Origin of the sequence: Hoeflea sp. IMCC20628 (genome assembly GCF_001011155.1) — a bacterium.
Taxonomy (GTDB): domain Bacteria; phylum Pseudomonadota; class Alphaproteobacteria; order Rhizobiales; family Rhizobiaceae; genus Hoeflea.
Map to the genome: position 1 here is coordinate 2,572,026 of NZ_CP011479.1, position 24,749 is coordinate 2,596,774.

The window sequence follows — 24,749 nt, forward strand, 5'->3', positions numbered from 1 at the left end:
TACATGAACCAGCGACTTCGCCACCTACGGGGGCCGGGATTTGCTGTGCCGCTGGGGGCAGTCCTCAGATGCTGACAGCCAAGTTAGGCTCCGCATCAGCCTGAGCAAAGGATTTCAGCAGCGTCAAATGCACCTGATCAATCGGTTCCGGGCGACCGAACAGATAGCCCTGAGCGATGTGGCAGCCGCTCTTGCGCAGGATCCCGAGTTGGTCGGCTGTCTCTACCCCTTCGGCGACGACTTTCATACCGAGTTCGGTGGCCAGGTCGACCACCGCCTCGATAATGGACAGGGAGCGCGGGTCATGGCCAAGATCGTCAACGAAGGACTTGTCGATTTTCAATTCGTCCCAATCGAACTGCCGCAGATAGGACAGCGCCGAATAGCCGGTTCCGAAATCGTCGAGTGCGATCGAAATCCCCAGATCCTTGAGACCGTTCAAGATGCGCGCAGCCAATTGGGGCTCGGACATCATCACCGATTCTGTCACCTCGAGCGTCAAACGGCTCGCCGGAAACCCGGTGCTCGCAAGTATGTCGGTCACCATTCCAATGACATCATCACGCAGCATCTGGCCAACTGAGAGGTTGACCGAGACCCGGATGTTGTCCGGAAACGCCATCGCCTGCGCGCATGCGGTCGTCAGAATGCAGCGTCCCAACTCGACGATTTGCGACGAGCTTTCGGCGATCGGAATGAATTCGTACGGTCCGATCCAGCCCAGTTCCGGATGGTTCCACCGCGCCAAAGCCTCGAAGCCGACCAGTTGGCCGGTTTCGATGTCCACCTGCATCTGATAAAACGGGAATATATCGCCATTGCGAAGCGCGGATTTCATATCGGATTCGAGCCGGCCGCGTCTTTCGAAATCCTTCCGCATCGAGGGCTCGAACTTGACCACAATGCCCTTGCCCAGCGCCTTGGCATTGCTAAGCGCCAGATCAGCATCGAGCAGCGGATCGGAAGCTGAGTCATTGACGCGGTCCAGCAGCGCCAGTCCAACCGTGGCGCCGATTGCCACGGTGCTGTTTTGAACCACGTAAGGCTCGCGCAATTCCGCCAACATTTGCGCCGCAATAGCTTCATGCCGGCAAACGACAGCCTCGCCTTGCAACAACACGACAAATTCGTCTCCGCCGAAACGGGAGACGATGTTTTCAACACCCAGATTCAAGAACAGACGTCTGAGCCGGTCGGCAACAGAAACCAGCAAATCATCGCCGGCGGCGTGGCCGAGCAGGTCGTTGACCCCCTTGAACCCGTCAAGATCGATGGCAAACACCGCCAGTCTATTGCGTCCTCCATCTTGGAGGGCCATGGCTGTTTCAAATGCGCTCTTGAAGGCAAGCCGGTTGGGAAGTCCGGTCAAGCTATCATGGTGGGCAAGATCAGAAAATCCCTCGGCTGCACGGCGGGCGCCGCGATTGGCGCGTTCGAGCGATCGGTTCTGATAGATCATGATCAACACCATCAATATGCCGGCGCCAACCAATCCGAAGGACAGGTATTTCTGAACACGCTGCTCTTCAAACAATGTATTACGAATTTCTGCATTGACCGTCATTGTACTGGTGTGGGCATCCGCGCCGATGCGGTGAATGACCGGTGCAATCTTGTTCAATCTTGCGACAAGGATCTGCTGAACCTGCGGATCATCAAGATTGCCGATTTCGGCAACGGCGTCGATAAATTCTGCACGAATGCTGTCAAAGGAAGCCCGCCGATCTGGCAACATGTCCAGATACTCCCCGAACTTGCCTGCGTTCCAGTTGGCCAATCGACCCTCGACAATCTGACTGTACAACTCAACTTGAGCTGCATCTTCCGGGCTGCCGCTTGCTATATAGTCAGATATCCATTTCTGCAGTTCCAGAATTTCCATCCGCCCCGCCGAGCCGGTCCATGTCACGTCATAGCGGGCCGAAAGGGCAACGGACTCCTCGGTCGCTGCCGTCAGGCGAGCGTGAATCCAGCCGACGGCGCCGAGCGCGATGAGACCTGCAAGGGCGAGCAGATTGAATGTGGTTGTGGGAAGCCGCATGAATTAATCGGTCTTTGTGCTCAGGGCTATTCGATGATGATGCTGCGGACCTGCCAGGCGGACCGCGAGTGATAGATTTCCGTGTTCAGCTCAGGTTTGCCATCAAAAGGATAGACGACGAACAACGGACCTTTATCGCTGATAGGCATAGGCTCACCATTCTTGCGGCTTGCGAGAATGACGCCATGATCGGCAAAATCCGAGACCGGGACTTCGGTGCGGTATTTGTTGAGCGCTACAATGGCAGTTTTATCACCCGTCGCACCCACCACCTGCATCAACGTGACCATAGGCACGCCTTCATAGGTAATAGCATTCGTTTCCCAGGGCGAACTGGTGGTAATGCTTGAGGTTCCCAGTGCCTCGAGTTCAGCGAGGGTAAAGTCCACCGCTTCGCCGTTGGTCACTTTTCCGGAGACGGTCAGCACCACCTTGTCGGACTCCGCTGCCTGCGCAGCGATACCCCCGAATGCCAGCGTCGCGCCAACAAGCAGGGCTTTCAACAATGAAGACATCAGCATTTCCTTCTGTTTTACAATCTCGCCGGCTTTGCCACCAGACGGCGCTTGGGCGGCAGAATCCGAAAACCATACTGCTCAAACTCCGATGAAACCGGGGTTAAGCTGGCGATACAGAAGTAAATGGTACTAAATTGGGGGTGATCGCGGCGAACAGGCATACAGGGGAAAACAGTTCATCGCCCTGGCGAGGGTTGCCGCCAGGACGGTGGATCAACTCAAGATCCCGGTCGGCACCAAAGATGCCCATTTTCCGATAGCGCGAGCCTGCCTGCAGCGACGGACCGGCCGCAGAACCAATGCCACGACCGAACGGCCGCTGCATTGGTATGCTGATCAGCGGCTTTACATTCTGACCTTGCCGCTATCGCCCATATCAGGCTTGCCAAGCCCGGCGGCCGCTGCGACCATTTTGATTGTCGACACAACGTCGTGAGGGCCGTCCCATGCTTCTGCATCTTCGGGAACCAGCCTGATCAGTCGAAGGTTGGCGTCTTCCGGTCCGTCCCACCAGGATTTCATCATTGGCGACCACAGTTCTTCGATTTTGGTGCGGTCATTGGAGAGGGTTGCTGTACCGGTAAGGGAGACATAGTCATTTTTTGACTGGTCAACAAACGTCAGGGTGACAATCGGAAACTCTTCGATCTGACCGTCTTTTTCTGCTGTTGCGTCAGTGAAGAAATATATGGCGTGCTCGTCCTGCCTTGGCATATGGGCCATGGGGCGTGCCCGCTGACGGCTGCCGTCCCATGTGATGAACATGCAGATGTTGATGTCCTCAATCATTTCCCAAACATGTTGCTGATTTATCTTCGTCATAAACGTGCTCCTGTTCAAGGTTATCTCAGCAATCGCAACGCGGCATGGAGCGATTGGTTGCATGTTCCCCGGGCAATTGATCGGCAACAGGTGAGCGCAGAACCGTTGAACTCGAGGCAAACAATCCCCACCGGGCTCCGCAGCGCTTGCAATACGGCAGAATCCGCGTATAAGCCGCCTTGTTCGAACACCCGGTCATCTGGCTGGTGGCTGAACGGAGGGTGCGATCCTTGTCAAAGGGTCCCAGGGGCAACAGCGCTCCGGCCTCCCGTGTCTCCGCTCACGACCGTCTCGATACCACGTCTTTCTTGCCCGGCCTTAAACGCCGACAGGACAAGTCGCTGGGGCTTAGCGCCGGATCCGGGTGATGTAAAATGCAAGAAAGGCAAGAAAATCATGGCTCTATATGAACATGTACTCCTTGCCCGGCAGGATGTCTCCAGCCAGCAGGTCGAAGCCCTCGTAGAACAGTACAAGGGTGTGATCGAAGCTAATGGTGGACAAGTCGGGCGTATTGAACATTGGGGACTGAAGTCCCTGACCTACCGCATCAACAAGAACCGCAAGGCGCATTACGCGCTTATGGACATTGATGCTCCGTCGGATGCCGTCAAGGAAATGGAGCGCCAGATGCGCTTCAACGAAGACATTCTTCGTTTCATGACCGTTTCCGTCAAGGCTCATGAAGAAGGCCCTTCGGCCATGCTTCAGAAGCGTGACCGCGACGACCGTCCACGCGGCGACCGTGACGACCGCCCCCGTGGCGACCGTCCTGATCGCGGCGACCGTGGCCCGCGCCGTCCGCGCGAAGACCGCGAATAGGAGATACGACCATGGTAGACATCAATCAGATCCCGACCCGTCGTCCGTTCCATCGCCGTCGCAAGACCTGCCCGTTCTCGGGTGCGAACGCGCCGAAGATCGATTACAAGGACGTCCGTCTTCTGCAGCGCTACATTTCCGAGCGCGGCAAGATCGTTCCTTCCCGCATCACCGCTGTGAGCCAGAAGAAGCAGCGCGAACTCGCCAAGGCGATCAAGCGCGCCCGTTTCCTCGGCCTGCTGCCTTACGTGCTGCGCTAGGATAAATTCGGATCCGGCGTTTCGGCGCCGGATCCTGTTCCCATCCCGCGACGGGCGCGGGGCCTGGGTTTTTGAAAATCCCGTGTTGGGGTTGAGGCGTGAAATCATTCGCGACTGACCTCTAACTGCTTGAAGGCAGGACAGCGACTGATGACACAGCAAAGCACATCGCTCCTTGTGGGCCTGCTCGCCGGCGTTTCCGCCGCGCTTTTGCTTGTCAGCGCCGGATCCCCCTCAGGCCTGTCATTCTTTCTTTTTGCCGCCGCCGCACTGCCTGTGCTGATCGCCGGACTGGGCTGGTCGAACCTCGCCTCCATCGTTGCCGTTGCCTGCGCAATGGCGATTATCGGGTTCGCCACGACGCCACAGGCAGCGCTCGTTTCCGCTGTCACCACCTTGGCGCCCGCGGCCTGGATTGCACATCTCTCCAATCTCGCCAGACCGGCCGAGGAAATTGGCGGACCGGAAGGCGGCGTTATCTGGTATCCGCTGTCCGACATTTTCATGAACATCGCGGCCTGTGTCTGTGTCGGGCTTGTGGCGATCGGACTGGCCACCGGATATGGACCGGAATTCATCGACGATCTGGTCAACGTGTTTGTCGACACCATCAAGGCCAGCAACGCCGATTACCAGCCTTCGGCCGAAGGCCTGATCGAGATGAAACAGTTCTTTCTGTTTGCACTGCCTGCGATCCAGGCTGCTATGTGGGTGCTGATCCTGTTCGCGGGCTGGTATGTCGCCTCGGCGATCGTGCGCCTGTCCGGACGGTCCAAACGCCCCAAGGATGACATTCCATCACAGCTCAGAATACCGCGTCTGGGAGCCATTGCCCTGAGTGCCGGTGTAGCGATGAGCTTTTTTGACGGTGGCATCAGCCTGATCGGCTGGACACTTATCGGGGCATTCGGCATCGGCTTTGTCGTGGCCGGGTTCGCCATCGTGCATCACCGCACGCGCGGCAAGCCGGCGCGCGGGCTGTTGTTGTGGACTGCCTATCTGACGACAGTGATCTTCACACTGCCGCTGGGTTTCTTTCTCTTCCTCGGGCTGTTCGACACGGCCCGAACTCTGACGGTGACCGGATCCGGTCCCAACTCCAAAACCTGACACCCCTCCTCGAAAGGAACATTACCATGGACGTCATTCTTCTTGAACGCATCGCAAAGCTCGGCCAGATGGGCGACACCGTCAAGGTTCGCGACGGCTACGCTCGCAACTTCCTGCTGCCTCAGGGCAAGGCGCTGCGCGCCAACGCCGCCAACAAGACCCGTTTTGAAGCCGAGCGCGTGGTGCTGGAAGCCCGCAACCTCGAGCGCAAGTCGGAAGCCGAACAGATTGCCGAAAAGCTCGACGGCAAGACCTTTGTCGTGGTTCGCTCGGCCGGTGAAACCGGTCAGCTCTACGGTTCGGTTGCTGCCCGCGACGTGATCGCCGTTCTCGCCGACAATGGCTTCGCCATCGGCCGCAGCCAGGTTGACATGAACAACCCGGTCAAGACCATCGGCCTGCACACCGTGCCGCTGGTGCTTCACGCCGACGTCCATGTCACTGTCACCTTCAACGTGGCCCGTTCCGCTGACGAAGCCGAACGCCAGTCGAAGGGTGAAGATCTGTCGTCGGCCGATGCCATCTACGGCATTGACGAGGAAGCTGTTGCGGAAGCTGCCGAAGCTGCCGAAAACGACCCGGACTACAATGACGACGAAGACGGTGAAGGCAACGAAGCCTCAAGCGAAGAAAACCACAACGCCTGAGACTGACTTCTATCGCTTGAATTTGACGCCCGGAACATGTTTCCGGGCGTTTTTTTGACGATCAGACCAGGATCACCGGGGCCAGTCCTCCGCCGGGCGTGCGAAAATTGGTGGTCTGGCCCGAATACATGCGCGCTACCGGAAACAGCGGCTTGCCGGCATAGGCATAGAGCCGGATATCAAATTTGAGACGCACTGGAACACCGTCGACCATCAGGCCGCGATCAGCCGGCGGGACGAATGTCTGGGCGACATAGTCACCCGCCAATATGGTCTTCCAGACACCGGTCGTCAGCTTGTCACCACGATAGGCCGCCCGGCTGCCATAGCCACCCGACGGCTTGAAAAACATTGTCTTGCGCGCTTTCCAGGCGGCTACCGGGTCGATCGAGCCGAGGGCTTGGGTTTGCGGGATCATGGTGCGGAGATCTGCATTGACCGCGCCGGGCTCACCGTCATCACCACCGAGCAGCACGAGATTGCGCTTGTCTGCATAGAGTGCGTGGTGGCGTGGAGATGGCGAAATCACCGCACCGTCATCAAGATAGGCCTGCCGCAGCATTCTGTTGGAACCAGCCTCTAGCCTGAAATCGGTCAGGCGGTTGTAGACCATGTCAATGATTTCATCGCCGTGCCACAATATGCCATCACGGTAGTCGAGTGCCGACGGGTCTGCGATGAGCGTGCTGATCCCGTGTGATCGCAAAAGCTCAGCTGCCAGCAGCATGTCCGGATACAGATACTGGTGTTCGGGGTCCTCATCGACAATGGCGAGCGTGCGAAGCTTCTCCCCCGGCCTGACAGCAGCCCACTCCTCCAGGAACATCGACACCAACAGGTGATCCAATTGCGCCTCATCGAAAGCCGGGCGGACTGCTCCGGCAGGCAGGCAACCCGATCCTGCATCGGCAAATTGCTTGGTGAGGAATGCCGCACCGGCGTTGGTGTTGATTTCGATCAGCCGCGGTCCAGCCGATGACACATGGAAATCGAAGCCCATCAGCACACTATGGCTCGCTCTCTGGCGCGTCAGGTCGACACCCGGATCGCGGGCCTGAACGGCAGCCTCATAGGAGGGGCGCGCGGTGCTTTGGGCGACCGCCTCCACCAGCTTCGCCATTTGCGCGTAGTGATCCCATGAGACAAACACGGCGGTGCCGGCATAGAGCCCGGGGCGATCGGTCAGAAGCCCTGCCAGGCGCTGATCGGGGCTGCCGACAGCAACGCGGATGCGGCGCTCCTCAGCGTCATAGGGCAGGCAATGGCAGAAACTGTTGATCGCTTCGACAGGTCTCGTCCCGCAGCATGCGGTCTCCGCACTCGGGGTCAGCATTTGCAGACCCGCTGGACTGTCCGGCGCAGGTCCTCGTTGCCACCACAGCAATCATGCATGATGAAAGAAAAAAGCGCGCCCAGCGTCTCGTATTGAGCACAATAGATCATCTGTTTTCCCTCGCGACGGGCGATGACCAACTCAGCATCGGCCATCAGTAGCAATTGAGCAGATACGGTTTTGAGGTTTTGCCCGATTGCATCTGCCAATGCGCTCACAGACGAGCCCTTGTCACCGGCCTGAACCAGTGTTTGCAGCAACTGCACGCGCCCTTCGTGGGCCAGAACCGAGAAAACCTTGACTGCGGAGTTCATTTTCATCATTCTCTTATTCCATGGATTATCGGAATATTCAAGCGGCCAGTGAAATTTTTGACAAACGGCACAGTGGACCGGGGCGCTTGCAGCCCTTCCAACTCCCATCCCCATCAGATAGAACTGCCTGATGGCAGGTATGGCACTTGAAATGGACTCGGCGGAACTGGCGGCGCTTCTGCACTTTTACGCTGACAGCGGCGTCGTCGATCTGTGCGAAGAAGCACCCATTGACCGCTTCGCCCAATCGGCGGAAATCCTTCAGTCCCGCGCCCGTGCCCAGGCACAGCCCAACGCTGTTGCGCCAATCGCCGCAGCACAGACCCCATCAGCCAAAGCATCTTCCCCTGCCCCTGGCGAGGGCCGCAAGATCGCCGCGCAACCAGTTGCGCCAGCACCGCAAGCGTCACAGCTGACGGTTCCCAATGAAGCCGCGTTCGAGAGCGCCCGCAGCTTGGCCGCCAGCGCCAATTCCATTGCGGAACTGCGCATGGCACTCGACAGCTTTACCGGCTGCAATTTGCGCCACAGCGCCAAGTCTCTGGTGTTTGCCGATGGCAATCCGGAGGCAGACGTCATGTTCATTGGCGAGGCGCCAGACCGCGAAGAAGACATTCAGGGGATGCCTTTTGTCGGTCGCCCCGGGCAACTTCTGGACCGCATGCTGGCTGCCATCGGGCTCAGCCGGGAAACGGTTTATATCACCACCATGATTCCCTGGCGCCCGCCGGGCAACCGCACCCCGGCTGTGCACGAAATCGCACTCTGCCGTCCCTTCATCGAGCGCCATGTCGCACTTGCCGCACCAAAGATCGTGGTGATGCTCGGCAACGTCGTCAGCAAGTCGCTGCTGGGCACCGACAAGGGCATCCTGTCACTGCGTGGCACCTGGATGGACTACAAGGCGGACGATAGCGTTATCCCGGCCTTGCCAACCCTGCATCCTGGCTACCTGCTCAAATATCCGGCGCAGAAACAACTCGCCTGGATGGATCTGTTGTCGCTGCAGGCCAGGATCGAGAACCTCAAGGCACAATAGCCAAGCTGCCAAGCGGACGTTGGGCAAATATATTTTTGCTGCGTCGCAATCGGGCCTTTGCGTCGTGTTCCGACATGGCACTTTCTCCTCAGGAATCGCAGTTACAATTGAACCTGCAGACTTCGGGAGAGATGTCCGGAGTTTGCAGGTTCGCGCATTTGGCAAGGAAAGCCGCCATGATCCAGTCCGTTCGATCGGTGGCATCGCTGCTGCTTTCAACCTTTTTTCTGTTGGCCGCGATGGGACTGTCGGGCTACCTGATCCCGATCAGAGCGGTGGCTGAAGGCTGGACGACCTTCAGCATTTCACTTATTGCAACCGGCTACGCCATTGCCTTTACGGCCAGTTGCATCATCACCCCCAGACTGGTCCTCAAGGTTGGCCATGTGCGCGTGTTCGGCGCACTGACGACCATCATGGGCATGTCCTATCTGCTGCACTCGCTGGTGGTGCATCCCGGTGTCTGGGTGCTGACCCGTGCGCTGGCCGGTTTTTCAATCGCCGGCTGTTACATGATCATCGAAAGCTGGCTCAACGAAAAGGTCAGCAACGAAAACCGCGGCGCACTGTTTTCGGTCTACATGATGGTCAGCATGTCGGCGGTGATGGTCGGGCAATACATCGTACCGCTTGGCGACCCGAGTGGCCCGACATTGTTCATGGTGTGTGCGCTGATCTGTTCGATGGCGGTCATGCCGACCCTGCTGTCCGGTGCGCACTCGCCAAAACCGCTGACCCAGGTGAAGTTCGATGTTCCCGCCCTTTACAAGCGGTCTCCGGCAGCCGTGATAGGCACATTGCTGGCAGGATTGATCGCCAGCGCATGGGGCGGACTCGGACCTGTCTATGCGACACAACTGGGCCTGTCGACGACCGAGGGCGCGTCAATGCTGGCCATTGCCATGATCGGCGGTGCGATCTTCCAGTATCCGCTGGGACGAATCTCCGATCGCATGGACCGCCGCAGAGTTATGATTTTTGCCGGCATCATCGGCATCCTGGCCTGCTCGATAACGGTGACCTTCGGCGTGGAAAACAGGATCATATTCTTTGGCGGAATGCTTTTTCTGGGGACGGTTCTGTTGCCGATCTACTCTCTCAATGTCGCGCACGCCAATGACCACGCAGAGCCGGATGAATTTGTTGAGGTCGCCAGCGGGTTGATGATCACCTATGGCGTGGCCACCATGATCGGTCCGCTGATCACCGGCGCTGCGATGGACTGGTTTGGCCCACATGCGTTGTTTGCGGTCATTGCCCTGTGCTTTGCAGCCTATTCCGCGCATGCGGCCTGGCGGATCAGCCGCCGCGAGCAGGCGCCGGAAGAAATGCGGTCAGACTTCCTGCCGATGGCAGCCATGCCTGACCAGACGCCGCAATCCGCAGAACTCGACCCACGCTCCGATCCGGGCTATGGCGAACAAAGCGAGATGGAAGACAACGATACCAATGTTCCGGCGTAACTCGGTCTGATGGCTCGTTGCAATCTACAGCACCGCGCATCCGATTGAATGTGCGGCGCTGTCATTCTTTGAGTGATCCATTCAGAGCATCGGTTCAGCGAACAATGAAGATCGAAATAGCCATGTGAGTGGCCAGGTAACCGGCGTTGGATGCAAAAAAACGATCCCTGAAGCCCGGCACATGCGAGGCCATGACCACCAGATCTGTACCGGTCTCTTCCGCCGCCTGCTTGAGTTTAGGGTCGAGGTCGACTGCCGGATCATGCGATGTCAGGGCCAGAGGCGTGAATGTCACGCCGCGTTTGTCGGATTGCGCCTGAGCAAATTCCTGCAGCCGGACCTGATATTCGGCGGGGTTGTGGGCGACCTTGCCGGGCGCCGTGCTGACCACACCTGCCACGGTCAGAGTTGCACTGTACAGTCGGGAAAGATCAGCCGCGGCGGCAAGCGCCTTGTCGAGTTTGTCGGCGTGATCAAGATCCACGGGCACCATGATGTGCTTGAACATGACGGGTTCTCCTATATTTTCGCCGAATTCCGGTTCGGCGCCCGGCTGTCCTGAAAACTGGCGGACAGCAAAATCATCAGACAGGAAAGTCGCCTGGCATGCCTTGATCATGATCAAGCGGGGCCGGCGACTGGCATATTACCGGGCAAAAAGCCGATCCGGGCGGAAACAGGTCAGCCTTGAGGCGTCACCAGCTTTCGTTGGGCCTTGCGCTCCAGTCCGAGCGCGTGCTCGCGCAGGATGACGGACACCCCTGCCCCGACCACAATCGCGGTGCCGATCAGCATGGTCCAGGTCGGCACATCGCCAAAGATGAAATAGCCGATCAGGATGCCGAGCACGATCGAAGTGTATTCGAACGGGGCAATGGTCGAAACCTCGGCATGGCGGTAGCTCTGGGTCAGCAGGATCTGCCCGATGCCGCCACAAAACCCCGCCAGCGCCAGAAGACCCAGGGTCTGCCAGTCGGGGACGACCCAGCCAAAGGGCAGCGAGGCCAGAGAGAGCAACGTCGCCGTCAGCGAGAAATAGAGCACGATGGTCGGTGTTTTTTCCGTCAGCACCAGCTTACGCACCAGGATCATCGCCGTGGCACCGAATGCGGCGGACGCCAGCACCGCGAGCGCCCCTTGTGCTTCGCTGGAGCCAAAACTGTCGCCAAACAGGCTCAACCGCGGCCAGGTGATGATCAGCACGCCGCCAAGGCCAACTGCCACCGCCGACCAGCGAAAGATCCTGACGGTCTCGCCGAGGAAAACTGCGGCAAACACCACCGTCAACAACGGCATGGCGTAGCCGATGGCGATCGCGTCGGGCAAGGGCAAGCGCATGATTCCGTAAAACCCCAGGCCCATGGCAGTGACGCCAACCAGCCCGCGGCCGAAATGCGACAATGGATTTGAGGTGTGCCAGGCTGTCACCAACTGGCCGCGAAAGGCCAGGAAGATCATGATCGGGACAACAGCGAATGCCGAGCGAAAAAAAACGATCTGGCCTGCGGGCATGCCTTCTCCGGAGGCCTTGATCAGTGTCGACATGGTGACAAACACAGTGACCGAAGCAACCTTGAGCATTATCCCGATTATCGGCGATCCGGTTGGCGAAACAGCGGATGGACGTTTTGTGGGTGGCGTGGTGGCAACTTGTGGGTTTTCGGTCACATGACCTCTTTCGTGATCGATCGGCGGAAACGGCAATGCCCGCAGATCAGGTATGGCGTGTGTACCGGCTTCTCCAGCCGCCGATTCAGACCATAGCCCGATCTCAAGCCATCCGTCTGATCAAAAAGCCTGATGAACACCCTACGTTTCGCTGATGGACCAGCGATCCGGGATCACCCGTTCAAGGCTTCCCAGACGCGCTGTGGAGTGGCCGGCATCTCAATATGACGCACGCCCCTGGCGCGGTCGAGCGCATCGACAAGCGCGTTCATCACCGCAGGACATGATCCGATTGTCGCCGCCTCGCCTGCCCCCTTCATCCCCATGGCATTGGTGGTGGAGGGCACATTGCGAGTTTCGAAATCGAAGAACGGCAAATCGTCAGCGCGCGGTACCGCATAATCCATGAAGCTTGCGGTCAGCAACTGGCCATCCTCGGAATAGACAACGCCTTCGCTCAGGCATTGGCCGATTCCCTGGACAATGCCGCCATGGATCTGCCCCAACAGCAACACCGGATTGACCGTCATGCCGAAGTCATCAACGATGGTGTAGCGAACGATTTCCACCCGGCCGGTTTCCGGATCGATCTCGATTTCGCAGACGTGGGTGCCGTTGGGATAGGTCGCCTCGTCCTGCACCACATCGGCGAGACCTGTGCGGTCCTCGTCGGATTTGGCAGCCCGGGCAAGGTCGGCGTAACTCATCACCCTGTCGGTGCCGACAATGCGCGCTGCACCATCCACCAGCTCGATGTCGGAAGGTGAAGCTTCCAGCTCGTCGGCGGCGAGTTTCTTCATCTTGTCGGCCAGAACGCCGGAGGCGGCTGACACAGAGACGCCGCCGAGCGGGATCGAGCGTGATCCACCGGTGCCACCGCCCTTGGCAAGTTCATTGGTGTCGCCCTGGCGGACAGTGATCTTGTCGAAATCGATGCCGATCTTGTCGGCAACGAACTGGCTGTAGGCCGTGGCATGGCCCTGCCCGTTGGTCTGTGTGCCGATGTAGAGCGTGATGCCGCCATCGGTATCGAGCGTCAGCTTGGCTGGCTCCGACCCGGCAAAGGCGCAAGCCTCGATATAGACCGCCGAACCAAGGCCACGCAGCTTGCCGCGTGTCTCGGCTTCTTTGGCGCGGTCGCCAAAATTGTCTGCATCGGCCTTTTCCAACGCGCGAGTCATGTGACCATCGAACTCGCCGACGTCATAGTTGCGGCCGCCGGGCGTGTGATAGGGAAACTGCTCGGGGCGAATGAAATTCCGGCGCCGCAACTCGGCCACGGGCATTTCAAGTTCGCGGGCAGCCGCATCGATCAGGCGTTCGATCAGGAATGCCGCTTCCGGGCGTCCAGCACCGCGATAGGCATCAACCGGCGTGGTGTGGGTGTAAACGCCGCGCAATTTGAAATCGAGATTCTGGATGTCATAGACGCCGGTGGCCATGGAGCCACCGAAGGTTGGCACGAAAGGTCCGAACTGGCTCAGATAACCGCCCATATTGGCGAGAAGATCGATTCTTAGCCCGGTAATGCGGCCATCCTTGTCCATCGCCAGCGATGCGGTGACCTGGTGGTCGCGGCCATGGGCGTCGGCAAGAAAATGCTCGGTTCGATCACCAACCCATTTGACCGGACGGCCAAGCTGGCGCGCAGCTTCCAGCGACAGCGGGTATTCACGGTAGTTGAACGCCTTGGTGCCAAAACCGCCGCCGACATCGCGGGTGACAACCCGGAAGTCATCGGGATCCATGCGGAACACATCCTTGGCGAGTGTCCGGCGAATGCCGTGAACGCCTTGTGAACCGAGTGTCAGTGTAAATTTTTCCGCCTCCGCGTCCCACTCGGCCAGGCAGGCGCGGGTTTCCATATAGTTGGAAACCAGCCGGTTGTTGGCGTACGTAATCGTGGTGACATGGTCCGCCTTTGCAAAAGCCGCGTCCGTCACCTCAGGATTGCCGACCCTATACAAATAGGCCTGGTTTGTGCCGAGATCCGGCCAGACCAATGGCCGACCTTCGTCCAGGGCGGTGGCAAGCTCGGCATGCGCCTCGACCATCTCCCAGTCGATATCTATGAGTTCGGATGCATCCTGGGCCTGCGCCAGGGTATCGGCGACAATGAAGGCCACCGCATCGCCGACATGGCGAACCTCACCGTCGCACAGAAGCGGCGTATGCTTGAGCGCATGAGGTGTTCCGTCAGGCTGCTTCAGCGGCGTCTGGCAGATCACCGGCCCGAGATGGGCGACGTCTCGCGCGGTGAGCACCAGATGCACACCGTCAGCCGCGCGGGCGGCCTCAAGGTCGACTATTGCAAACCGCGCCGCAGCATAGGGCGAGCGCAGCACGAAGCCACGCAGTTCGCCTTCGGCCTTGATGTCATCGGTAAAGGCGCCCTGCCCCTGGATCAGCTTGGGATCTTCCTTGCGCAACGCAGATGCGCCCACGCCAAATTTCGGTGTCGCGATGTTCATGGCAATTCCCGATGACGGATTGGTTTTGTGGCCGCAAGCGCGACTCCTGCCCTCATAGTTATCGTGACAGCAGCATTTGTCCAGTCTGGGCGAAGCCTCATAGATGGCCTCTCCAACGGCTGTCATTTTTAACCCGCCGTCAGGAACCGTTGTGATAGCGTCCCACGCGAAATTGCAAAATTGCGGGACACACAAGATATGCGGACTGAAACCGGACAAGTCTTCAAGCTCAAGGATTACAAGCCGACGGATTTCGTGGTCGAAACCATCGATCTGACGTTCGAGCTGGACCCTACTGCAACCAGGGTTGTTTCCCGGATCAGCCTGCATCGCCGCGACGGCGTGGCTGCTGACGCGGCACTGGTGTTTGATGGCGATGAACTCGCGCTCGACAGCCTGCAGCTTGATGGCCAGGGCATCGACCCGTCGCTTTTCGAGGCAACGCCACACAGTCTGAGCGTCCGTGGCCTGCCTGCGAGCGGCCGGTTCGAAATCACCATCACCACCACGCTTTCGCCGCAGACCAACACCCAGTTGATGGGGCTCTACCGGACCAATGGCGTCTATTGCAGCCAGTGCGAGGCGCAAGGTTTTCGCCGCATCACCTATTTCTACGACCGGCCGGATGTGCTGGCCGTCTATACCGTCACCATCATTGCCCGCGAGAGCGAGACAAAATTCCTGTTGTCGAACGGCAATTTTGTCGACGGCGGACCCAAGGATGCAGGCCGTCATTACGCGACCTGGTTCGACCCGCATCCAAAACCGTCCTATCTGTTTGCGCTGGTGGGCGGTGACCTTGGCCTGATAGAAGACAGTTTTACCACCATGAGCGGCCGCGACGTGGCGCTGAAGATCTATGTCGAGCACGGCAAGGAAGACCGCGCCGGATACGCCATGGATGCGCTCAAGCGCTCGATGAAATGGGACGAAGAGGTCTATGGCCGCGAATATGATCTCGACATTTTCCAGATCGTCGCGGTGTCGGATTTCAACATGGGCGCCATGGAAAACAAGGGGCTCAATGTCTTCAACGACAAGTATGTGCTGGCCGATCCGGACACGGCGACGGACGCCGACTATGCCAATATCGAAGCCATCATCGCGCATGAGTATTTTCACAACTGGACCGGCAACCGCATCACCTGCCGTGACTGGTTCCAGCTCTGCCTGAAGGAAGGCCTGACGGTCTATCGCGATCACACATTTTCAGCTGACCAGCGCTCGGCACCGGTCAAGCGCATTGCCGAAATCCGGCTGTTGAAAGCACATCAGTTTCCCGAGGATGCCGGCCCGCTTGCACATCCGGTCCGCCCCGAAACCTATCGTGAAATCAACAACTTCTACACCGCGACAGTCTATGAGAAGGGCTCCGAGGTGGTGCGCATGATCCGCACCATTCTCGGACCTGACGACTTCCGCAAGGGCATGGATCTGTATTTCGAACGGCATGACGGCGACGCCGCCACCATCGAGGATTTCCTCGCCTGTTTCGCTGAAGCCAGCGGCCGAGATCTCAAGCAATTTGCGTTGTGGTACAGCCAGGCAGGCACCCCTTCGGTGTCGGTATCGACGGACTGGAATGAGCCGAAAAAAACCTTCAAGGTCACGCTGGAGCAGTCACTGGCGCCAACGCCGGGGCAGTCCCGCAAGGCGCTGATGCACATTCCGCTGGCCTACGGCCTGATCCTGCCAGACGGCACGGAATTTGACGGTCAACCGTCCGGAAACGAGACTGAGAACGGCGTGTTTCACCTGACACGGCGCAAGCAGACTTTCACATTTAGCGGTGTGCCGGGACGCCCGGTGTTGTCGATCAATCGCGGCTTCTCGGCGCCGGTCACCGTCGCCATGGAACAAAGTGATGCCGATCTGGCGCACATCGCCCGGCATGACAGCGACGGCGTGGCGCGCTGGCAGGCGCTCAACGAGCAGGCGACCCGGCATCTCGTGGCCGCCTCCAAGCTCTGCCGCGACGGCCGCAACTTGCCATCCGCCAAGGACCTGGCCGAATTGCTCGTTGCCACTGCGGCCAACGAAAGCCTGGAATCTGCCTTCCGGGCGCAGGCGCTGGCTTTGCCGGCGGAAAGCGATATCGCCCGCGAGATCGGCTCCAACATCGATCCCGACTCGATCCACAAGGCGCGTGAAGCGGTGTTGTCGGAAGTCGCGCGTTTCGGGGTGGCGGTTTTCGCAAGGTTGGCTGACAGCGCGCCAAAGGGCGACTACAGTCCGAACGCAGAGGATGCCGGTAAACGGGCACTGGCTGGCGCGGCAATGGCCTATGCCTCGATCGCCGAAAGCAGTCCCGGCCGCGCCAAGGCCGCATTCGACGCAGCCGACAACATGACGATGCTCTCGCAAGCCCTGCAGGTTCTGGCGCAGTCCTTTCCTGCCGCCGGGGAAACCGGCGAGGCGCTGGCTTCGTTCAAGACCCGGTTCTCCGGCGATCCGCTGGCGCTCGACAAATGGTACGCGGTTCAGGCGATGATGCCCGGAGATGACACCTGGGAACGGGTCGAGGGGCTTCTCGAAAGCGAGGATTTCGACCGCAGCAACCCAAATCGCGTGCGCGCCTTGATCGGCGGCTTCTCGGCGGGCAATCCGACAGGCTTCAATGTCGCCAGCGGCGCCGGATACCGGCTGCTGGCGCGCGAGGTGATCGACATCGACAAGCGCAATCCGCAGTTGGCTGCTCGGCTGCTGACCGCCATGCGGTCGTGGCGCTCGCTGGAAACCGGACGGCAGGAACAGGCACGGCTAGCGCTGGTGTCAATCCGCGAAGCCGGCGACCTCTCCCCCGATGTCAGCGACATTGTTGACCGAATGCTGGCGGGGTGATCCGCGGGCATTCTGCGACAACATTTCCCTCTGCGCCTGCGTTGTATGGTTTGGCGGGCGCGCACATTTTCCAGCCATCCGGAAGTGATTTGCCCCGATGCTGCACATCTGCCCGATAGTCCGGCGTGAAAGCAAGAATCGAATCCGAATAAACCAGTGCAAATTCAATTCGTTAACAAATCCCTTTTTTTTGCACTGGACAAGGCGAATCACCTTTGATTCATTAGGGTAGATTCGGAGATGCGGTAGTCCGGATCCCAATGGGGAATTCAAGAATTATGACGGACGCGCAGCATATTCCTGCGGCCGAAGGGTCGATTCACGCCCGCAATACAGGGGCTAGGCAAGCAAAGGAGCGGGGGCTTTCCGGTCACGCGAAACTGTTTGCGCAGCCAGCCTATGAGCGTCTGGTTGGCGCCGAACCGTTTCTCAAACGTCTTATTCCGGTGCTCATTGTCGCTTTTCTGGTGGTTGTCGCAGCCGCCCGTTATGTCAATCTCAGCGAAGGCCGCGATCTGTCCATGGTTGCCGCCGAACACATGACAGCATTGTCCCTGGTTGCAGGCAAGGCCACACTGTCGGCTGATCCTTCATCCGTAAAGCAGGCCTTGCGATGGGAAACCGAAGCCCGGCTCAACCGGGTATTGAGCCCGATGCCGGATACTGGCGGCCGTTTTCTGCTTGTCCTGAATGGGGAGAACCGGGTGTTCGCGGCTACCGCCGGCGGACAGCATCTGGTGGGTGCACCGGCCACGCGGGTGGTGTCGGAATCCTCGCCGCTGTGGCTGTTTGGTGAGCGCGCCGGTGTTCAGACCGTGGAGTTGGACGATGGCCAATATCTGGCAGCAATGTCGCGGCTGCCGGACGGCGCAGGTACCATTCTGGCGTTGAACCCGATCTCCACCATCAATGCGGCATGGCGGAAGTCGGTGTCGGTCAATGTCACGCTGTTCATTGCCACATCTTCCATTCTGCTGGTCATTTTATACGCCTATTTCAGCCAGGCCGGTCGCGCCAATGAAGCCGACGGGATCTATCAGGAGAGCCACCGCCGGGTCGACATGGCGCTGTCGCGCGGACGTTGCGGATTGTGGGACTGGGACATGGCCCGCGGGCGTCTTTACTGGTCACGATCGATGTATGAAATACTCGGGCTCAAACCGCGCGACAATGTCATTTCCTTTGGCGAAGCCTCGGAACTGGTTCACCCCGACGATGGCGATCTTTATGAAATTGCCCAGAAAGTTGCCAGCGGGGACATCAAGCAAGTCGATCATCTTTTCCGGATGCGCCACGCCGACGGGCATTATGTCTGGATGCGGGCGCGGGCTCAGGTTGTCGATCCGACGTCGGCTCAGACCCACCTGATCGGCATCGCCATGGATGTCACCGAGCAATACCGGCTGCAGCAACGCACCTTTGAGGCCGATCAACGCCTGTTTGACGCCATCGAAAGCACCTCGGAAGCCTTCGTGCTGTGGGATCGCGATGACCGGTTGGTGTTGTGGAACAAGCATTACCAGGAAATTCATGGATTGCCCGCCAGCATCCTGGAACCCGGAACAGCCCGCGCTCTGGTCGAGGCGGCCGCAACCCGTCCGGTGGTCGAGCGGCGTCTGGCCGTGCCCTGCGCCGAAGGACTGGCGCAGACCTATGAGGTGCAGTTGGGCGACGGGCGCTGGCTGCAAATCAATGAACGCCAGACCCGCGATGGCGGCCAGGTTTCGGTGGGGACCGACATCACGCCGCTCAAGCGCAACCAGGAGCGTCTGCGCGACAGCGAAAAACGATTGATGGCAACCATCGGCGACCTCACCACCTCCCAGTCAGAACTCAAACGCAAGGCGGCGGAACTTTCAGCACTCAACGGCGATTACCAGATCGAGACCGAGCGGGCCGAAGCCGCAAGCAGAGCCAAGTCCGAGTTCCTCGCAAATATGAGCCATGAGCTCAGGACGCCACTCAACGCCATCATCGGCTTCTCTGAAGTCTTGCAGGCGCGCATGTTCGGTCCGCTGGGTTCGGACAAATATGTCGAGTATGCCGATGACATCCACAATTCAGGCATTCATCTGCTGACCGTCATCAACGATATTCTGGACATGGCCAAGATCGAAGCCGGACAGATGCATATCGATCGCGAGGATGTTGATCTGGCTCCGCTGCTGGAAGAAACCCTGCGGCTGGTGGCGATCCAGGCGGAGCAGAAGGGCATCGAGGTTCAACACCGGATTTCGCCGCGGCTGTCGCTGGCCGCGGACCGCCGCGCAATGAAGCAGATCCTGCTGAACCTCTTGTCCAATGCAGTCAAGTTCACCGAACCAGGTGGACGCATTCTGGTGCGGGCGCGCAAGACCTCCTGCGCCGTTACGCTGACCATCGAAGACACAGGCATCGGCATCCCAAAGGCGCTGCTGGCGCGTATCGGTCAGCCTTTTGAACAGGTGCAGAACCAGTTCTCCAAATCCACCGGCGGTTCCGGCCTCGGCCTCGCCATCTCGCGCAGCCTTGCCGAGCTGCATGGCGGCGCAATGAAAGTGCGCTCGACCGAGGGCGTAGGCACCATCGTCAGCGTTCGGGTGCCGGTCGATTGCCCCGAACACCCCATTGCCGCTGAATAGGCTCTGCAGCGGATCAATAGACGGCTTCAGCCGCGGTCGTGAATCAGGCCGTGGATGAATTCGAGCTTGGCGAAAATCGTGTCCGAGAGCACAAAGGGATAGAAGTCACTTAATCCGATCGATCGATTCATGGCGTTCATCGCCACCGTTAACGGCACCCAGGCATCCATCAATGGGCGAAATTCAACCGCGCCATAGGGGCCAGCATCGGACCAGCCGCCCGGTGTGCGATTGAGACCCGCATCGGGCGTATGGCCGTCGAGCCCATACCAACCTGCGGTCTCAAGGCCGTCGACAATGTGGAAATAATGCGCCCAGGTCTCGGCAAAATCCTCCCAGGAATGGGCGCAGGCATAGGAGCTGACATAGTTCGCTTCCCATCCGGCAGGCGCACCATTTTCATAATGCCGCTTGAGCGCTTCGCCATAGTCCTCACGCTCATCACCGAAAATCGCCCTGTAGGGCTCCAGCTTCGGTGTGTTCCAGACCAGATGGTCCCAATAGTAGTGGCCAACCTCATGACGGAAATGTCCGATCAGGGTGCGGTAGGGCTCGCCCATGGCCTTGCGGTATTTTTCGCGGGTCGGGTCGTCCGCCTCGGCGATATTGATGGTGATCAGGCCGTGTTCGTGGCCGGTCAGCACGCGCTTGGTCTTGCCGTCAGCCGTTAGCGTGTCGGCCTTGAACTCAAACCGCAAAGCCGTCTCCGGTGCGTCAATGAGATCGCCAACTCCCAATCCGAACTTCTGGATCGAATAGAACAACCGACGCTTGGATTCCTCAAGCGAGGCCCAATGATCGCGATTTTCCGCCGACGACAGATCTGGGATGACCAGCGTATGCCGGCAGCTCAGACAGTGCTCGTCTTCAACACCGTCCTCGACCAGCCAGTTGCAGAAAATCACCTGCCGGTTGGCGCAGGCTTTGTAAACCGTGGCTCCATCGTGCCACTGGGTCTCATCCGGCTTGGCGTAAAACATCTGGTCCCACGCCGGCACATAACCTAGACGCGAATGGCAATTGACGCATTCGCTGTTGCGGAAATGAACTTCGTTGGAGCAGTTGGGACAGGCATAGCGGCGCATGGGACAAATCCAGTGGCTTGTTGGTGGTGGCCGTCAACGGCATTCTTGTCAAAGTGTCGTCAGTCTTAGCAGATCTTCTGTACGCAAGGCATATTACCCCACGGCGTAGATTACGCAGGGCCCGGCAGAACGCGCGGAAGCGGCAAATGTTCCCAGCTTTTTCGTCGGCGCCATCGTCTGCTCAGGCCGGCGGGCGACCACGGACGAATGGCAGACCGACTTCAGCTACCGCCCCGGGCATTGGCGTCGACGCGCCCCAGCAGATCAAACAGCAGGTCAGCCTCGCTGTCACTGATGCCCTTGAGCAGCCGGGCGTTCACCCGTTCATGAAAATCGCTGAGATGGGAGAAGCTGCGGCCATAGTCAGTAAGGTGCACGCGAACCACGCGTTTGTCGTCGGGCGAAGGGACACGCCTGACCAGCCCCCCCTCCTCCATCCGGTCGATAATGCGTGAAGCAGCGGGCGCGTTGTTGCCGGTATAGTCGGCAATCTCGCTGATCAGCATACCGTCGTGCCGCCACAGCGCTGACAAGATAACCCACTGCGCCAGAGTCAGATCATGCTCGGCCAGCATGTCATGGCACATCGCACCGGTTGCCGCAGTGGCGAAAGTCAGCACTTGGCTAAGGGAGTGCGGGCGCGCCAATGGTTTTTTATTTGCCATGTAAACATTTCCGTGTAAACTATTATCAATCCGGATCAGATATTCCAACCGGAAACCGATGGCTTGGCACCAACTGGTGCCGGACAGCATCAGATTGAAAGGATTATCCGGGATGACGCGCAAAAGCACCCCCACAACTTACGGCACCGTTGCTGTCAGCATTCACTGGCTCACCGTCATTCTGATCGTCGCCCTGCTGGCATCAGGAATGCTGGCTGACGACACAACGGACGCGGCAAGCAAGGCCGAAATTCTGTCGGTTCATGCCCCGATGGGAATTGCAGTCCTGCTTCTGACCCTGGCCCGCCTGGTCTGGTGGTGGCGCTTGGATGCGTGGCCTGAACCGCTTGGCGGCGATCTTGCATGGCAGGAAAAAGCTGCCAAAGCGGTCCACGCGCTGCTCTACCTCGTGATTCTCGGCATGGCGGCCAGCGGCATCACCTTGTTCGTTCTCTCCGGAGCGGGCGCGATTCTGTTCGCAGGCGCACCAGGTCCGTTTCCCGATTTTTCCGATTTTGCGCCTCGCGGGCCGCACGGAATTGGCGCCAGGATCCTGTTGGTGCTGTTTGCCGGGCATGCAGGCGCTGCACTGTACCATCACTTCATCAAGGGTGACGCAACACTGCGGCGGATGTGGTTCGGCCGGTAGAAAGGTTCATATCTGCGGCGAACCAAACGCGCCCGACCACATGCGGGCAACAGCAACGTGATATCCGGACCAGCGTCCCTACTATCCCAGAAGGCCTTCGGAAACGGCTTCGCGCAATTCAAATTTATCAATCATTTCAACAATTCCATGCGATTTGCACAAATTGAGACTGACTTTGTCGCGATCAGCCGAAATCAAGTAGATATCACTGTCCGGGCTAATATCGACTATTCCGCCGATTGTTTCTGTAAAATCAGAATAGGGCGGCAGCCGGTTGTCTAGAAAGATCACGTCAAAGGATTGCCCTGCAAGATGCGCCAGGGCTTCATCCAGATCCAGCGCGGATGTGAAGTCGGCATCAGCGCCATATTTCTTGCGCAGGAAACAGGACAGTATCTTGTGCTGGTTAGGATCATCATCGATCAACAATAGGTTCAGCATCAATCCCCCTGCATTTGGCGTGGTATGGTATTTCGAGTTGACGCAGTACCAAACGCTTGATCGCGATAGCACACACAAAACCGAGAAGCCTACTGGGAGTTTTCGGACTAGAACTTATAGTTCTACTTACTATAGGTTCCGCGAATTCGGTGCAAAACCGATTCGCGCATCACTAACCCCCTCGCTTTCTGCCCTCCGAGAGTGTCTGAATGAGGTCTGATTGAACGATGGGACGGAACATGCAACCGAACAATTCATGACAGACATCAGGGCGCAATTCGAAGCGGTGATGGACCAGTTGTGCTTTCCGGTTTTCATGGTCGATGTCAATTCAGCCGGGGAATTCTCCTTCCGCGCATTGAATGCGAACCACCTGTCTGTAACCGGTCTGGACCATGCAAGCGTCAAGGGCCGCAAGGTCCACGATGTCCTGCCCTCGCGTCTCGCCGATACAATCACCGCCAACTACGCCAAATGCGTCGACAGACGAGCGCCCTACAAATACGAAGAATTGCTCAACTTCGAGACCGGTGAAATCTGGTGGCTTACAACGCTGTCACCGGTGTTTGATCATGACGACGTCGTGGTCGGGGTAATCGGCATTGCCGAAGACATAACTTCCTACAAGCAGCGCCAGTTCCATGCACTCGACTCTGTGGTGGAGTCCAAACGGCTGAGCGAAGAAATCAGCCTGTTTACCGGTCTGGCGGCGCATGATCTGCGCGGGCCATTGCGACAAATTCGCTTGGTAACCGAACTGGTGGAGGACGGGTTCGTTGACCGGGGTGACGGCAAGGTTGAACTCCTGACCATGATCAAGAATGTTTCTGATCTGGCTCTGGAGAAACTGGACGAAGTCTTGAAGCACGCCCGGTCTTTTATGGGCGTAAACGAAACCAAGGCACAGGTGGATTTCGGACATCTCTGTTCAGATCTGGCGGCGATTCTTGACCCGTTGTCACGGATAGAGGTCAGCTATCCGAATGCCCATATCATTGTCGAATCCGTAGCCCTGCAGGTGGAACTGCGCAATATTCTCGACAATGCTCTCAGGCATGCCACGTCAAAAGTGCGCATCGATCTGAAGAAAACGGATTCCGCCAGAAACATGCTGGAAATTCGTGTTTCAGACGACGGACCGGGCTTTGCCTATCCCAACGAAATGCTGGACATGATGAAAAACAATTCTCCAGACATGAACAGGGGATATGGGCTGGAAACCGTTGCAAGGCTGGCAACGTCACGCGGCGGACGATTGTGGGTGGCAGAGCCGGAATTCGGCAGAGGGACTACTGTTTGCTGGACCATCGACGCCGCCCTGATTGTTTACGACTCGAGGGACGTCCCGACACCTAAGCAAACGTAGCGGGAGGGGCCACCTCTCAGCTGAGGACAAACTCCATGATCTCCGAGCCCAGGTCACGATAACCGTCGAGGGAATCGGGCTTGACCCGATACCAGTTCACACCCAGGTCTTCAGCCTTCTGCAGGTCGGGCACCGACGTTGATCCCGACAGCATCAGCACTCTGATGTCGCCCAATCGCTCATCCGAGCGAACCGCTGACAAAACTGCAAATCCATCTGGCTCCGGCATGCTCAGATCCACGATGGCCAAAGCCGGGCCTTCGCTGGCAATCACTTTCATCGCCATGGCACTGTCACTGACCTCGATCAGATCGACATCCGCGCCTGCGGCGCGCAATCCACGGCGCAACATGGATATATCAAATAAATTGTCGTCAACAACGACCACTTTTTTAGTCATTCAGGCTTCACTCCACAAACGGCCATACAAGAACCTAAGCCGGGCTCCTGACGAATCAAGACTAGACAGTCGCGGAACTAGTCGAAACGTCGCTTCGTCCCTGTATCAGGATCGCGTTCGCATCTGGACGTGATAGCCGCCACAATCATCCACCACGTACAGAGGCGAAGAAC

At 58.5% G+C, this 24,749-nt stretch carries 22 protein-coding genes; 10 read left to right on the forward strand and 12 right to left on the reverse strand.

Features of this window, described 5'->3' with window-relative positions; genetic code table 11:
• Positions 1-64 precede the first annotated feature (64 nt).
• From IMCC20628_RS12215 to IMCC20628_RS12230, 3 genes are all read right to left on the reverse strand, one after another.
• Positions 65-2,041 (reverse strand): EAL domain-containing protein, encoded by a 1,977-nt coding sequence (locus tag IMCC20628_RS12215; protein WP_052766404.1) that lies wholly within the window; start codon positions 2,039-2,041, stop codon positions 65-67.
• 26 nt (positions 2,042-2,067) lie between these two features.
• On the reverse strand, positions 2,068-2,556 hold the full coding sequence (locus tag IMCC20628_RS12220; RefSeq protein ID WP_052766405.1) for a molybdopterin-dependent oxidoreductase: 489 nt from the start codon (positions 2,554-2,556) through the stop codon (positions 2,068-2,070).
• Positions 2,557-2,904: 348 nt separating this feature from the next.
• A complete protein-coding gene (locus IMCC20628_RS12230; protein ID WP_245307768.1) occupies positions 2,905-3,399 on the reverse strand; it encodes a pyridoxamine 5'-phosphate oxidase family protein in 495 nt (164 codons plus the stop codon).
• A gap of 378 nt (positions 3,400-3,777) precedes the next feature.
• On the opposite strand from IMCC20628_RS12230, the gene rpsF reads away from it, so the two are divergent.
• From rpsF to rplI, 4 genes are all read left to right on the forward strand, one after another.
• A complete protein-coding gene (gene rpsF / locus IMCC20628_RS12235) occupies positions 3,778-4,203 on the forward strand; it encodes a 30S ribosomal protein S6 (protein WP_047030452.1) in 426 nt (141 codons plus the stop codon).
• Positions 4,204-4,214: 11 nt separating this feature from the next.
• Positions 4,215-4,463, forward strand: coding sequence for a 30S ribosomal protein S18 (gene rpsR, locus IMCC20628_RS12240; RefSeq protein ID WP_035526723.1), 249 nt, complete (start codon positions 4,215-4,217; stop codon positions 4,461-4,463).
• Positions 4,464-4,613: 150 nt separating this feature from the next.
• Positions 4,614-5,573, forward strand: a complete 960-nt coding sequence (locus IMCC20628_RS12245; RefSeq protein WP_047030453.1) for a DUF2232 domain-containing protein — start codon at positions 4,614-4,616, stop codon at positions 5,571-5,573.
• Between the two features lie 26 nt (positions 5,574-5,599).
• Positions 5,600-6,220 carry a 50S ribosomal protein L9 gene (rplI, locus tag IMCC20628_RS12250; RefSeq protein WP_047030454.1) on the forward strand — a complete coding sequence of 207 codons (621 nt, stop codon included), beginning with the start codon at positions 5,600-5,602 and terminating at the stop codon, positions 6,218-6,220.
• Between the two features lie 61 nt (positions 6,221-6,281).
• Here rplI and IMCC20628_RS12255 read toward each other — a convergent pair whose 3' ends face one another.
• Together IMCC20628_RS12255 and IMCC20628_RS12260 are read right to left on the reverse strand one after the other, a co-directional pair.
• Positions 6,282-7,553: a hypothetical protein gene (locus IMCC20628_RS12255; protein WP_047030455.1), complete on the reverse strand. Its 1,272-nt coding sequence runs from the start codon at positions 7,551-7,553 to the stop codon at positions 6,282-6,284.
• Positions 7,547-7,981 carry a metalloregulator ArsR/SmtB family transcription factor gene (locus IMCC20628_RS12260; protein ID WP_156174497.1) on the reverse strand — a complete coding sequence of 145 codons (435 nt, stop codon included), beginning with the start codon at positions 7,979-7,981 and terminating at the stop codon, positions 7,547-7,549. The genes IMCC20628_RS12255 and IMCC20628_RS12260 overlap by 7 nt, the downstream gene beginning before the upstream one ends.
• Before the next feature lie 16 nt (positions 7,982-7,997).
• Here IMCC20628_RS12260 and IMCC20628_RS12265 point away from each other — a divergent pair, with 16 nt between their 5' ends.
• Complete coding sequence (locus tag IMCC20628_RS12265; protein ID WP_047030457.1) at positions 7,998-8,906, forward strand: uracil-DNA glycosylase; 909 nt, start codon at positions 7,998-8,000, stop codon at positions 8,904-8,906.
• A gap of 176 nt (positions 8,907-9,082) precedes the next feature.
• Positions 9,083-10,369, forward strand: coding sequence for an MFS transporter (locus tag IMCC20628_RS12270; RefSeq protein WP_047030458.1), 1,287 nt, complete (start codon positions 9,083-9,085; stop codon positions 10,367-10,369).
• Between the two features lie 94 nt (positions 10,370-10,463).
• Here the strand turns inward: IMCC20628_RS12270 and IMCC20628_RS12275 are convergent, their stop codons facing one another.
• The 3 genes from IMCC20628_RS12275 to IMCC20628_RS12285 all read right to left on the reverse strand — a co-directional run bounded on the left by IMCC20628_RS12275 (position 10,464) and on the right by IMCC20628_RS12285 (position 14,508).
• Complete coding sequence (locus IMCC20628_RS12275) at positions 10,464-10,877, reverse strand: universal stress protein (RefSeq protein WP_047032516.1); 414 nt, start codon at positions 10,875-10,877, stop codon at positions 10,464-10,466.
• A gap of 173 nt (positions 10,878-11,050) precedes the next feature.
• Positions 11,051-11,950 carry a DMT family transporter gene (locus IMCC20628_RS12280; RefSeq protein ID WP_047032517.1) on the reverse strand — a complete coding sequence of 300 codons (900 nt, stop codon included), beginning with the start codon at positions 11,948-11,950 and terminating at the stop codon, positions 11,051-11,053.
• Positions 11,951-12,210: 260 nt separating this feature from the next.
• Positions 12,211-14,508: a xanthine dehydrogenase family protein molybdopterin-binding subunit gene (locus tag IMCC20628_RS12285; RefSeq protein WP_047030459.1), complete on the reverse strand. Its 2,298-nt coding sequence runs from the start codon at positions 14,506-14,508 to the stop codon at positions 12,211-12,213.
• A 198-nt stretch (positions 14,509-14,706) separates the two neighbouring features.
• Here IMCC20628_RS12285 and pepN point away from each other — a divergent pair, with 198 nt between their 5' ends.
• Together pepN and IMCC20628_RS12295 are read left to right on the forward strand one after the other, a co-directional pair.
• Positions 14,707-17,349 carry an aminopeptidase N gene (pepN, locus tag IMCC20628_RS12290; RefSeq protein ID WP_047030460.1) on the forward strand — a complete coding sequence of 881 codons (2,643 nt, stop codon included), beginning with the start codon at positions 14,707-14,709 and terminating at the stop codon, positions 17,347-17,349.
• Between the two features lie 278 nt (positions 17,350-17,627).
• Positions 17,628-19,970 carry a PAS domain-containing sensor histidine kinase gene (locus IMCC20628_RS12295; protein WP_156174498.1) on the forward strand — a complete coding sequence of 781 codons (2,343 nt, stop codon included), beginning with the start codon at positions 17,628-17,630 and terminating at the stop codon, positions 19,968-19,970.
• Between the two features lie 26 nt (positions 19,971-19,996).
• Here the strand turns inward: IMCC20628_RS12295 and IMCC20628_RS12300 are convergent, their stop codons facing one another.
• Together IMCC20628_RS12300 and IMCC20628_RS12305 are read right to left on the reverse strand one after the other, a co-directional pair.
• Positions 19,997-21,055 (reverse strand): putative zinc-binding metallopeptidase, encoded by a 1,059-nt coding sequence (locus IMCC20628_RS12300; RefSeq protein ID WP_047030462.1) that lies wholly within the window; start codon positions 21,053-21,055, stop codon positions 19,997-19,999.
• A 221-nt stretch (positions 21,056-21,276) separates the two neighbouring features.
• Positions 21,277-21,843: a MarR family transcriptional regulator gene (locus IMCC20628_RS12305; protein ID WP_156174499.1), complete on the reverse strand. Its 567-nt coding sequence runs from the start codon at positions 21,841-21,843 to the stop codon at positions 21,277-21,279.
• On the opposite strand from IMCC20628_RS12305, the gene IMCC20628_RS12310 reads away from it, so the two are divergent.
• Entirely contained in the window at positions 21,833-22,369 is a 537-nt protein-coding gene (locus IMCC20628_RS12310) for a cytochrome b/b6 domain-containing protein (protein WP_047030464.1), read from the forward strand. The two genes, IMCC20628_RS12305 and IMCC20628_RS12310, sit on opposite strands and share 11 nt — an antisense overlap.
• 81 nt (positions 22,370-22,450) lie before the next feature.
• Here IMCC20628_RS12310 and IMCC20628_RS12315 read toward each other — a convergent pair whose 3' ends face one another.
• Positions 22,451-22,810 carry a response regulator gene (locus tag IMCC20628_RS12315; protein WP_047030465.1) on the reverse strand — a complete coding sequence of 120 codons (360 nt, stop codon included), beginning with the start codon at positions 22,808-22,810 and terminating at the stop codon, positions 22,451-22,453.
• A gap of 256 nt (positions 22,811-23,066) precedes the next feature.
• On the opposite strand from IMCC20628_RS12315, the gene IMCC20628_RS12320 reads away from it, so the two are divergent.
• Complete coding sequence (locus IMCC20628_RS12320) at positions 23,067-24,176, forward strand: PAS domain-containing sensor histidine kinase (protein ID WP_156174500.1); 1,110 nt, start codon at positions 23,067-23,069, stop codon at positions 24,174-24,176.
• A 16-nt stretch (positions 24,177-24,192) separates the two neighbouring features.
• Here IMCC20628_RS12320 and IMCC20628_RS24255 read toward each other — a convergent pair whose 3' ends face one another.
• Positions 24,193-24,576 (reverse strand): response regulator, encoded by a 384-nt coding sequence (locus tag IMCC20628_RS24255; protein ID WP_052766406.1) that lies wholly within the window; start codon positions 24,574-24,576, stop codon positions 24,193-24,195.
• Positions 24,577-24,749 lie beyond the last annotated feature (173 nt).

Excerpts from the sequence above, each read along its gene's own strand:
- IMCC20628_RS12275 (WP_047032516.1), bottom strand. The coding sequence starts at position 10,877 with ATGTTCAAGCACATCATGGTGCCCGTGGATCTTGATCACGCCGACAAA.
- IMCC20628_RS24255 (WP_052766406.1), bottom strand. The coding sequence starts at position 24,576 with ATGACTAAAAAAGTGGTCGTTGTTGACGACAATTTATTTGATATATCC.
- IMCC20628_RS12260 (WP_156174497.1), bottom strand. The coding sequence starts at position 7,981 with ATGGGGATGGGAGTTGGAAGGGCTGCAAGCGCCCCGGTCCACTGTGCC.
- rplI (WP_047030454.1), top strand. The coding sequence starts at position 5,600 with ATGGACGTCATTCTTCTTGAACGCATCGCAAAGCTCGGCCAGATGGGC.
- IMCC20628_RS12280 (WP_047032517.1), bottom strand. The coding sequence starts at position 11,950 with ATGCTCAAGGTTGCTTCGGTCACTGTGTTTGTCACCATGTCGACACTG.
- pepN (WP_047030460.1), top strand. The coding sequence starts at position 14,707 with ATGCGGACTGAAACCGGACAAGTCTTCAAGCTCAAGGATTACAAGCCG.
- rpsF (WP_047030452.1), top strand. The coding sequence starts at position 3,778 with ATGGCTCTATATGAACATGTACTCCTTGCCCGGCAGGATGTCTCCAGC.
- IMCC20628_RS12220 (WP_052766405.1), bottom strand. The coding sequence starts at position 2,556 with ATGTCTTCATTGTTGAAAGCCCTGCTTGTTGGCGCGACGCTGGCATTC.
- IMCC20628_RS12300 (WP_047030462.1), bottom strand. The coding sequence starts at position 21,055 with ATGCGCCGCTATGCCTGTCCCAACTGCTCCAACGAAGTTCATTTCCGC.
- IMCC20628_RS12245 (WP_047030453.1), top strand. The coding sequence starts at position 4,614 with ATGACACAGCAAAGCACATCGCTCCTTGTGGGCCTGCTCGCCGGCGTT.
- IMCC20628_RS12265 (WP_047030457.1), top strand. The coding sequence starts at position 7,998 with ATGGCAGGTATGGCACTTGAAATGGACTCGGCGGAACTGGCGGCGCTT.
- IMCC20628_RS12255 (WP_047030455.1), bottom strand. The coding sequence starts at position 7,553 with ATGCTGACCCCGAGTGCGGAGACCGCATGCTGCGGGACGAGACCTGTC.
- rpsR (WP_035526723.1), top strand. The coding sequence starts at position 4,215 with ATGGTAGACATCAATCAGATCCCGACCCGTCGTCCGTTCCATCGCCGT.
- IMCC20628_RS12315 (WP_047030465.1), bottom strand. The coding sequence starts at position 22,810 with ATGCTGAACCTATTGTTGATCGATGATGATCCTAACCAGCACAAGATA.
- IMCC20628_RS12310 (WP_047030464.1), top strand. The coding sequence starts at position 21,833 with ATGACGCGCAAAAGCACCCCCACAACTTACGGCACCGTTGCTGTCAGC.
- IMCC20628_RS12295 (WP_156174498.1), top strand. The coding sequence starts at position 17,628 with ATGACGGACGCGCAGCATATTCCTGCGGCCGAAGGGTCGATTCACGCC.
- IMCC20628_RS12285 (WP_047030459.1), bottom strand. The coding sequence starts at position 14,508 with ATGAACATCGCGACACCGAAATTTGGCGTGGGCGCATCTGCGTTGCGC.
- IMCC20628_RS12215 (WP_052766404.1), bottom strand. The coding sequence starts at position 2,041 with ATGCGGCTTCCCACAACCACATTCAATCTGCTCGCCCTTGCAGGTCTC.
- IMCC20628_RS12270 (WP_047030458.1), top strand. The coding sequence starts at position 9,083 with ATGATCCAGTCCGTTCGATCGGTGGCATCGCTGCTGCTTTCAACCTTT.
- IMCC20628_RS12320 (WP_156174500.1), top strand. The coding sequence starts at position 23,067 with ATGACAGACATCAGGGCGCAATTCGAAGCGGTGATGGACCAGTTGTGC.